The sequence below is a fragment of the Chroococcidiopsis sp. genome, assembly GCF_051657925.1.
GTDB lineage: Bacteria > Cyanobacteriota > Cyanobacteriia > Cyanobacteriales > Chroococcidiopsidaceae > Chroococcidiopsis.
In genome coordinates, this window is record NZ_JBOFLP010000074.1 from 1 (window position 1) to 8,722 (window position 8,722).

Annotated in this window: 13 protein-coding genes and 2 pseudogenes; 6 read left to right on the forward strand and 9 right to left on the reverse strand. The window is 44.3% G+C overall.

Annotation, left to right across the window (positions count from 1 at the left end):
- Positions 1-136: 136 nt before the first annotated feature.
- Both ACRC32_RS05675 and ACRC32_RS05680 read left to right on the forward strand, forming a co-directional pair.
- Positions 137-334, forward strand: a pseudogene (locus ACRC32_RS05675) (type II toxin-antitoxin system HigB family toxin); the annotation flags it as partial.
- Positions 318-716: a helix-turn-helix domain-containing protein gene (locus ACRC32_RS05680; protein WP_438553080.1), complete on the forward strand. Its 399-nt coding sequence runs from the start codon at positions 318-320 to the stop codon at positions 714-716. The pseudogene ACRC32_RS05675 and the gene ACRC32_RS05680, both read left to right, overlap by 17 nt.
- A 293-nt stretch (positions 717-1,009) precedes the next feature.
- On the opposite strand, the gene ACRC32_RS05685 is transcribed toward ACRC32_RS05680, so the two are convergent.
- On the reverse strand, positions 1,010-1,273 hold the full coding sequence (locus tag ACRC32_RS05685) for a hypothetical protein (protein ID WP_438553081.1): 264 nt from the start codon (positions 1,271-1,273) through the stop codon (positions 1,010-1,012).
- Positions 1,274-1,351: 78 nt separating this feature from the next.
- Between ACRC32_RS05685 and ACRC32_RS05690 the strand changes: the two genes are divergently transcribed.
- The gene (locus ACRC32_RS05690; RefSeq protein WP_438553082.1) at positions 1,352-2,557 is read left to right on the forward strand and encodes a calcium-binding protein; all 1,206 of its coding nucleotides are present in this window, start codon (positions 1,352-1,354) and stop codon (positions 2,555-2,557) included.
- Positions 2,558-3,233: 676 nt separating this feature from the next.
- On the opposite strand, the gene ACRC32_RS05695 is transcribed toward ACRC32_RS05690, so the two are convergent.
- From ACRC32_RS05695 to ACRC32_RS05715, 5 genes and pseudogenes are all read right to left on the reverse strand, one after another.
- Entirely contained in the window at positions 3,234-3,704 is a 471-nt protein-coding gene (locus ACRC32_RS05695; protein WP_438553083.1) for a hypothetical protein, read from the reverse strand.
- Between the two features lie 678 nt (positions 3,705-4,382).
- Positions 4,383-4,589 (reverse strand): TonB-dependent receptor, encoded by a 207-nt coding sequence (locus ACRC32_RS05700; protein ID WP_438553084.1) that lies wholly within the window; start codon positions 4,587-4,589, stop codon positions 4,383-4,385.
- Entirely contained in the window at positions 4,586-4,714 is a 129-nt protein-coding gene (locus ACRC32_RS05705; protein WP_438553085.1) for a hypothetical protein, read from the reverse strand. The genes ACRC32_RS05700 and ACRC32_RS05705 overlap by 4 nt, the downstream gene beginning before the upstream one ends.
- Positions 4,715-4,852: 138 nt before the next feature.
- A pseudogene (locus ACRC32_RS05710) lies at positions 4,853-5,390 on the reverse strand (transposase).
- Between the two features lie 3 nt (positions 5,391-5,393).
- On the reverse strand, positions 5,394-5,693 hold the full coding sequence (locus ACRC32_RS05715; protein ID WP_438553092.1) for a transposase: 300 nt from the start codon (positions 5,691-5,693) through the stop codon (positions 5,394-5,396).
- Between the two features lie 253 nt (positions 5,694-5,946).
- Between ACRC32_RS05715 and ACRC32_RS05720 the strand changes: the two genes are divergently transcribed.
- A complete protein-coding gene (locus ACRC32_RS05720; RefSeq protein WP_438553086.1) occupies positions 5,947-6,291 on the forward strand; it encodes a hypothetical protein in 345 nt (114 codons plus the stop codon).
- 26 nt (positions 6,292-6,317) lie between these two features.
- Here the strand turns inward: ACRC32_RS05720 and ACRC32_RS05725 are convergent, their stop codons facing one another.
- Genes ACRC32_RS05725 through ACRC32_RS05735 form a run of 3 tightly spaced genes read right to left on the reverse strand, consistent with a single transcriptional unit; the run spans position 6,318 to position 7,491 of the window.
- The gene (locus tag ACRC32_RS05725) at positions 6,318-6,680 is read right to left on the reverse strand and encodes a pilus assembly FimT family protein (protein ID WP_438553087.1); all 363 of its coding nucleotides are present in this window, start codon (positions 6,678-6,680) and stop codon (positions 6,318-6,320) included.
- Positions 6,677-7,246 carry a thermonuclease family protein gene (locus tag ACRC32_RS05730; protein WP_438553088.1) on the reverse strand — a complete coding sequence of 190 codons (570 nt, stop codon included), beginning with the start codon at positions 7,244-7,246 and terminating at the stop codon, positions 6,677-6,679. The genes ACRC32_RS05725 and ACRC32_RS05730 overlap by 4 nt, the downstream gene beginning before the upstream one ends.
- Complete coding sequence (locus ACRC32_RS05735) at positions 7,243-7,491, reverse strand: hypothetical protein (RefSeq protein ID WP_438553089.1); 249 nt, start codon at positions 7,489-7,491, stop codon at positions 7,243-7,245. The genes ACRC32_RS05730 and ACRC32_RS05735 overlap by 4 nt, the downstream gene beginning before the upstream one ends.
- Positions 7,492-7,669: 178 nt before the next feature.
- Here ACRC32_RS05735 and ACRC32_RS05740 point away from each other — a divergent pair, with 178 nt between their 5' ends.
- Positions 7,670-8,314: a hypothetical protein gene (locus ACRC32_RS05740; protein ID WP_438553090.1), complete on the forward strand. Its 645-nt coding sequence runs from the start codon at positions 7,670-7,672 to the stop codon at positions 8,312-8,314.
- Between the two features lie 199 nt (positions 8,315-8,513).
- On the forward strand, positions 8,514-8,722 hold a 209-nt coding region (locus ACRC32_RS05745), incomplete at its 3' end, for a glycosyltransferase (protein ID WP_438553091.1).

Consider the following 8,722-nt stretch of genomic DNA (forward strand, 5'->3'; position numbering starts at 1 on the left):
GAAAGTGTTTAAAATTTTGGCGGAAAGATATCGAAATCGGAGAAAACGATTTGGGTTGAGATTCAATCTGATAGCTGGGCTGTACAACTACGAACTTGATCTTTTTAAGCCTTCCTGACTTATGCAAGAACTCTAATGGAAAAGCCTAGTCGAGGTAAGACAATTTTATCCAAGTGCTGATGCTGTAGGAAACTTTACGGTATTTAACATTAAAGGGAATGACTATCGCCTGATTGTACATATTGATTATCAAAGACAGATAGCTTATATCAAATATGTTTTGACCCACGCTGAATATGATAAGGAGAAATGGAAAGATGACCCTTACTTTTGATAAAAATGTTTATGGCTCCCTGCTGGTAGAAATTCAGCCAAAAGTGGTAGAAACCGAAGAAGAAAATGAGAAGTATTTGGAGATTATTGAAAAGTTAATGGCGGAAAAAAACCGCACTCCAGAGCAAGATGCTCTCTTGGATCTTTTGGTAATTCTGGTTGAAAAGTTTGAGGACGAACACTATCAACTTGGCGGCTCGACTCCCCAATCTATTCTTTTGCATCTAATAGAAGCAAGGGATTTCAAACAGGAAGATTTAATTGGCGTGATAGGGTCTAGAGGTGTAGTCTCTGAAGTTGTGAATGGCAAGCGTGGGATCAGTAAAGCTCAGGCTAAGGCTTTGGGGGAATTCTTTCATGTATCCCCTGAGTTGTTTATTTGATGCGATCGCACGCTTAGAATTCTAAGGAAATTGCCCATATCACTACAAAAAATTGTGTTTGGCAATGCCCATTTTAAAAAGCTGAAATACTGATTGCACCTCTCCCAAAGGGGAAGCAGTAGTTAGGGGCGAACGGAGGCTTTACTTGTCACGGTTCTTGGTGATAGATTACACATAGCCACTCCAGCACTATATACCACCGAACTACCTAAGTCGGAATTCTGGTAGATATAAGACTGTGGCAGCAATGGTTATAGTTCAACCTGTAATTCCTGGTATTGCCGTCATAAGTATTACGGAGCTAGGGCGCGAAACGTATTCAACTGAATATTTGTTTTTCTGTTTTCTAAAACCCCACGACTGAAAGTATCTGGGGTGGTATGCGGATAGAAGTTTCCGATGCCAGGAGAGAAGGCTCCTTGCCATACGACTGTTGGCTTTAGAAACGGAAATATCCATGAATGGCAGAAGCCACTATTACATTGCGAAGCAATTAACGATCGATATTCTTCCCGCAGCATCAAGCCGATAAGTTTGAGGCTCCGAGAGGAAATCATCCACTTAAATTGCTTGTAACCTTCATTCTCTTGGTACATCCCTAAATGGTTGCACAAAGACTGAGGAGCAATTGAAATATGACAACAAGAGTTTTTCGCGGGATAAATTACACAGTAGAAACTGCTACATCAAATGACCAGACTTTGACTGGCACGTCAAATCCTGACTGGTTTGAGGCTTTAGGCGGTAACAACCAGATTTCCACGGGAGCAGGCAATGACGTTGTTTTGGCTGGGGTTAGTTTTGATTCTATTAATAACTTTCCTCCCTTCGGTGGAGAAGCAATCTTCTACAGCCCCTTACCAGATGCAGGTAACAACACAGTTAATACTGGTGCTGGTAATGACTATGTAGCCACTGGATCTGGCAATGATGTTGTTTCTCTTGGTGCGGGTAATGACATCTTTGATGGCGAGCTTGGAGGCAACGACAAGATTTATGCTGGGGGAGGAGACGACATCATCAATGCGGGTAGTGGCAACGATCTAATCGATGCTGGAGACGGTAGTGACACAATTTTTTCGGGTGGCGGCAGTGATGAGATTGTCGCTGGCGCGGGTAACGATATTATTAATATTGGTTCTGGCGGGGATGATGTTGTCAATGCAGGTGCAGGAGACGATCGAATTCAAGATCTCACCATCGGTGGAGGCAACCACAAGATTAATGCAGGTAACGGTAACGATTGTATCATTCTTGAGAGTTCCTCTTTCAAATACTCAATCGATGCTGGTGCTGGTAATGACAATATTTTTGCTGGCGGTGATAACCAAATAAACGCTGGAGCGGGAGATGACTTGATTGCTAGTAACGCTGGCTCTATCTTTGCTGGAGGTGGGACTGATACAATCTTTACGTTTGGTGGTGACAACCAAATTTACGGCGAGTCCGGCAATGACACGATTGTTTCAGGTCTGGGCAACGACACCATTTATGACGGTTCGGGCAATGATGTCATTAACCTTCGCGGTGGTTTGGTCAGCCTCCGAGGATGTTTGATTGAATATGCAGGCGGAGAGTCGGAAATTCAGATTGATGGAGGAGGTAACGATATCGTCTACGCTGGTGAGGGTCAGGACACCTTCATTCTTGGAACTGGGGCAGGAGTTACTACAATCTATAACTACGGCATCAACGAGCGAATCGATCTAACTGGTTTGGGATTAAGTAAAACCGACGTATCTCTTACCCAAAGTGGAAGCGATACTCTTATTAGTATAGGCACTGACCAACTAGCAATCCTGAAAGAGACAAACGTTAGCGCAGTCAACTTTTTTGTCTAAAGCATCTAGCTTGAGCAGGAGAATTTAAAATTGGCGATTCCCTACGTGGGCATTGTCTCTACTGCGATCGCCAACTTATTAGTTGGAGAAATTAATTTGCTTCTTGTCAGCCGCTTCCAAGATGAATTGTCTATTTGATGTAAATGATGTTGTCCACTGGACATATTGATTTGTCCAGTGGACGAGTGGACAAGATAGAATCTTCCCGCTTATCTGACTGAAAATATTTACAGTCGGGGACGCGATCGCCTTCTCTTGCCGATCGAAGTGGAAGCAACGTGAAAAGGTAGGGTAACTTTACTTGAAACATTGAAACAGCTTCTACCCTAAAGTACTGTTAGTAAACCTTTTACTTGTTAGAGCTTCCCTGTAGACAGCAAAACTAAGTCTGGTAATTGGCACTTTCTGCCGACGGGAGATACTTTAATTGTGATTAGTCTGTTGTTGTTCTTACTTATTTCTCAACTATTAAAAACCAAATTACAGTCAAATAGAAGCTGCTAAAAATAGGAAGAGGAAGCGCAATAAAAATAGTGCTGATAATGTGTTACTAATCAGAGCGAGATTAGTGAGTAGTAGATGGGTGATTAAATGGCAAAGTATGGTACTGTTAGTCCTGGTAGATGCTGCTTAAGGGAGTGTCGTAACACTACTTTTTTATTATGCTTTCTAACGCTTAAGGGCAGGCGGCTGTATCTTTAACAATAGTCCAAGCACCAGTGTAAGCCGGTATAGCCCCAGCAGCGGCTGCGGGTCCATTGACACGATTGTACTGGGCATATTTCCCACTCATATTCGTCGCCGCTTGTACCAATCCAGTTCCAAAGACAGCGTCTAAGTCACTAAACCCATACCAAGTAATACTATCTCCTAACTGCCTCCAATCACCCTTGAAACCCCCACCCGCAAATGTCCACGATCCCCATTGAGTATACCCACCAGGTGCTCCAGTAGTAGTAAAATTAATACAACTAGAATACCTTCCAATGACACCTGCGGCACCAGCAGCCGCTCGCTCGGGATCGTAATCGAGAAAAAGTCTATAGTTTCCACTAGGGTAAGGCGCTGCTGATACTACACCAGGAGTGAAGCTAGCAACAAACGCTCCTATTGTTAGTAAGCGTAAAAAACTCGATTTGTGTCTCATATGTTTTTTTATTTTTCTAGAATTGAAATTCGTTCTATCAAGCCTCGCATCATCAAGCTAAGCGGGCTTTAAGCGACGAATTGCGCAAAATAGCTATTTATAACAATTTGTTGTCTTAGTGAAGACTATCTTGAAGTATTTTTGAGTTAAAGAAAACGTTCTATTTTGATAGTTGTTGATTTCAGACCTGATGAAACCCGAGCGAGCAGTAGGTAAAACCTGCCTCGCTCTATTTCAGTAAGCCTAAGCATTTCTACATTAGTAGAAGTTCAAAAAAACTCCTAAATGAGGTCAGAAACCACCATCTAATAGTAGAAAAAACTCCTGAAGTATTTTCTAAGAATAAAATTGGTATTTAAGCTAAGTTTGCTATTTTTCAACTTTAGATCGCCTTATATTTCTTGCTTAACTAAATTCACATTAAGTAATAGTTTACCAACTAGTAATTGGCTTTGTTGGTATAGATCTGGCTGGGAACAATAAAATTCAAGGGGATAAAGCCTGCTAAATACTTCTCAAAAGTTATTCCCCAACTAGATTTCCTTGGTTCCCCATCATATTTCCTTCCTCCCCCTACACACCTCCTAACCCAATTTAAGCGCTTAGCGTGCAATCGCTATCTATGCAGTAATGCAGTTATCTAACCTTTGCCTACAGTCAAGAACGCGATCGCTCGCCTCACAGTTTGATTTTAGCTACTTCTTCCTCATCACCTGGGTTCCAAGCCATGAAGTCGAAGCCATCCTCGGTTTTGCAATAGTCATAATCAAAGCCTAGAGATTTGGCTGCTTCGATAAACTCGCCTAGCTCTCCATCGCAGAAGTAAGTTTCCCGATCTCTGATTGAATGCAGGATCATTTGTTTAGCATAGCTGTTGGTAGTCATTTATGCGATCGCCTTCTTGCTGGTTGAATATCCGGCTCTAGTTGACTCAGGTACAAGGTTAGTAGGGCGATCGCGCCAATCATTATCTGTAGGAAAAGTAGCTGTAGTAAAACTGCAACCATCATTAGGAACTACTCAGGGCATCACACTCAGCATCGTCATTGCCTATCTTGGCTGTTCCCAATATTGTCATGACAACAACGCACTTCTGTTTGCTAGTATCAGTTGCACTCAAGTTGATTCTATAGAACCCATTTGGGATCTTATGCCTTGGCTAAGCGCTTCAGCATCAATCGGATAAAGCAGAGATCGATCTTGGCAGTGGCATGATCTAAGGTGCGCTCAAAGTTCTTGACTAAACTCTTGCACCGCTCCATCCAAGCATTCGAGCGCTCGATGATCCACCGCGTTGCAATGGGGACAAATCCAGTCTTACCTTGTGCTGCTTTTTCAGCTTTGGTCGGCTTCAAAGCCAGTTGAAAGCGAATTTTCGTCATGATTTGTGGATAGACCAACTGTAATGCAGCCGTGATTTTGTCGGGATGATAGCCGTCGCCCTTGCAAGATTGTGATTTTAGGAATATTCACGGGCTTTTTGCGAAAGTAGTCTAAATGGTCGATGAGCATCTCAATCAAGCCTTGGTCATCGCTGACATTCGCGCTCGTACAGTGCCTGAAAAATGGCAATCCTAATGTATCGACTGCCAGATGGCGTTTGATGCCGTTGGTAAATTTGTAGAAGCAAAATCCCTTAGTCTCGATGCTAGCAGTGCAGGTATTCTTCACCGCAAGGGAAGTCAACGATCAACAATCGTGTCCATTGCTGTTTTTTTGGGCACGTTGCCGTACCTGAGCATGAAGCGCAGTCATAATTTCATCGAGTACGCCTTCACTACGCCAGTTTTTATAGTGCCAAAACACCGTTGAGTACGGTGGCAAGTCTGTGGGCAAGTCTCCCCAATTGCAGCCATTCTTCAACTGATAGAACACTCCATCTAGAATTTGGCGCTTTGTCCATTTGGGGGGCCGGGTTTGCTTCTTTTTTGGCAGTAAGGGTTCAATGATTTCCCATTCTTTGTCGCTTAAGCTGCTGGAATAGGGCATTTTTATTTTGATTCTAGCCCAGCTCAAAAAGCTCCCAAATGAGTTATGGACTTGACCATCTCCGAAACATTGTTCTCAACTTGGAACAGAAAATGGATGAATTCCTCAATGTTCTACAATTTTTGTCCTGTACTTAGCTTGGCTATACATTTGCAAGACCGATGCAGAAATACGTCCTGAGAGTTTTGCGATCGCCCATAGCGCTCTTGTAAAATCATTTTCAATTGTTGAGAATTCGCCCAGGAAAAAGTTTATGGCAGATATGTCCGGTCAAGACCCCTCGGAAATCATAATGGCAACAGTTGATGAAGAACGAAAAGGCGCAACTTTCAGCGGTACGGTCATCCTTGGTATACATCCTGAGGGTGGGCAAGTCGTTTTATTTAGCGACTTTTTAATTGAAGATTATAAGGGCGAACTTACCGCTTATCTGGCAACAGATGGCGATATAACGAAAAGCATTGATTTAGGCGAACTCGATCATAAAAACCCCAGTTTTTGGCTGCCAATTCCGCTGGGAACGGATACATCACCCTACAATACAGTCGTGTTGAGCGACAAAAAAAGCAAGAAAAAAATCCTGACGATCAATCTATAAAATTTGTAACTTAGCTCGTAGTTCAGTCAAATTCGATTGCCCTCCTGTATAGATCTCAAATGGGTTCTATAGGGGATGACATCCTCATTCTTCACAGCACCGCGATAGTCAAACTGAATCATCGTGGTTGGATAGGTCACGGTGACGGTGGGATCGATATCTTGAATTGTTGTTGGCGGAGATTTTGTAAGTTTATCCTTCTTCGCTACTGACTGAGCGCCTATGACTTCCCAGCAGTACACCTTATCCGCTGCCTTGCTTAATTTCTGCTGCTGGACGAAGGCAACCCATGAGGGACCAGCGATCGCGGCTAGGACTCCAACGATGATGACAACAATTAAAGTTTCAATTAGAGTAAAACCCTCTAGATTCAGCTTTTTATCTTTCATTTGTTTTTCTTCCGATAATCCCAAGGTTTTTCATAGTTGCCACCCCACACGCCGTAGTGGTTAGACTGGGCGATCGCCTCCGCCTGTACGATCGCATCGCGGTGAGGACAGTTACCTGAATACCTAGCATAGTGATATGCAAATCCAGCCTTTACCTGCTCCTCTTGCAAAAACTTGTTACCTGCAAATACCTCTGCAACCTGGCGACCGTAGCGATCGCTTTCGATGAATGACAGTTGCACCTGACCGTTAGCCTCATCAATGAGTCGCTGCAAGTTTGCCTTTGACTCATTGCCTAATGGTTGCCCTGGCTGATTCCCGTGTTTTCTTTCTGGGGCATCGACCCCACAAAACCGGATCTTCTCCTTGCGATCGCCCTGTGTCACCGTAATCGTATCGCCGTCTGCGACTTTGACGACCTGCCAAGTTTGGGCTGGTGGAGATGGCTTGCTTTGGGGGCTGCTGCTAGGAGTTGGTAGCTCTGTCTTACTACTACGTTGGGGTTTGGGAATAAGTAAAAAGAAGGCGATTGCCAGTATCGGCAGTGCAACAATCCATCGCTTCATCGCTTGTCAATCCCTTGGGTTCCCCACTCGCATACTTTACCGTCGCTGTCACCGTCCATTCCCTCCGTTCCTGGATCTCTTCTGTCGAAAGCTGCTTGTGCTTCCTCCCTAGATCGAAAATACGAGCATTGTAGCCGTACACCACAGAGACTATTGAGATTAACCATTTGCCCCAGGCGAAGTTCTAGATAACAAAGGGGTTCCCACGTGTGCGGTTGTGACGGTGGAGGGATGAAGTTCATCATTTGTTCTTATTTTGCGCAGAAATTTTATTCAACCCTTTGTAATTTGCTCCGTATCTACAGCGATGCAAGTACAAATGTTTTATGCCAATTTAGTAGAGGCAGCCACAGAACGGAGTTGCAATGAGTGCCGTGGCTGATCCTCTAATTTATTCTTCCCAAGGATTTTAGATTTGCACTCATGAACGCTAAAAAAGTTTCTGCTATTGTTGTTGCCCTCGGTACACTGGCTATTGGTATCCTGCCAGCATCCGCTGAAGTTGTTGCTACGAAGACTGCTGACGGTGGCATTGTGGTATCGGGACTAACTGATTACAGCTCCTACACGATTGAGTACAGTGGCGCTCCCAAGGTAAGACGCGCCTCTGCTAATGCCTGCGGTGTCATTACCTTGTCTGATTCTGAATCATACCCAATTGACTCTGCTTCTTCTTTCACCAGATCCGGTACAAACTACACAATGGCATCCTTGACAGTAGGGGCTGCACCCAAATGCAGTGATGGTAGTTTGGCTGCTACTCCCCCCGCTGCTGTGTTCAAAGATTCAAATGGCAACGTGTATTTCACGGGGCTGGGCGCATACTCCAACACCGAAATCACGTATAACAGCGTTCCTTCCACCCGTCGAGCCAAAGCTAACGCTTGTGGAATCGTAGCTCTGAGAAACGATGCTAACTATCCGCTTGCTGCTTCTCCAATTATGGTCAAATCTGAAGCTGGCTCTGAAGTGAGTAACTTTACTCCTAATAACTTGACTGCAAGTGACTCGCCCATTTGCGTTAAGGGCAAAACATATTTCCCCGAAGGTTGGTCTATGGGCAGCTGAAATTCAAAAGGGGGTGGGAGACAGGATCGCGGCGACAGAGGGCAGGGGACAGAAAATAGGAAGCAGAAAACAGGAGGTAGGGGACAGAATGGAAGATGAAAATTGGAGCAAGAATTCAACCAGCCTCTGGTGTTCTTTTGTGTCTCCCTCGTCTCCCCTGTGTCTCCTGTCCCCTTCTGGAGTGACCGACTGATTAGAGATGAAAGCCCCGCATTACAGGGAGGTTCAAAGCAGCCTCCCTTTTATTTCAGTTATTGTCCCTGTCTACAACGATCGCGATCGCCTGCTCAAATGTCTCAAAGCGTCGGATCGCCAAATATATCCATACAACTCCTGTGGGGTAATTGTTGTCGAGCGCAACTCAACTGAACCGAGTAGTCTAACGCCTTACTACTCAACTAGTCGCCT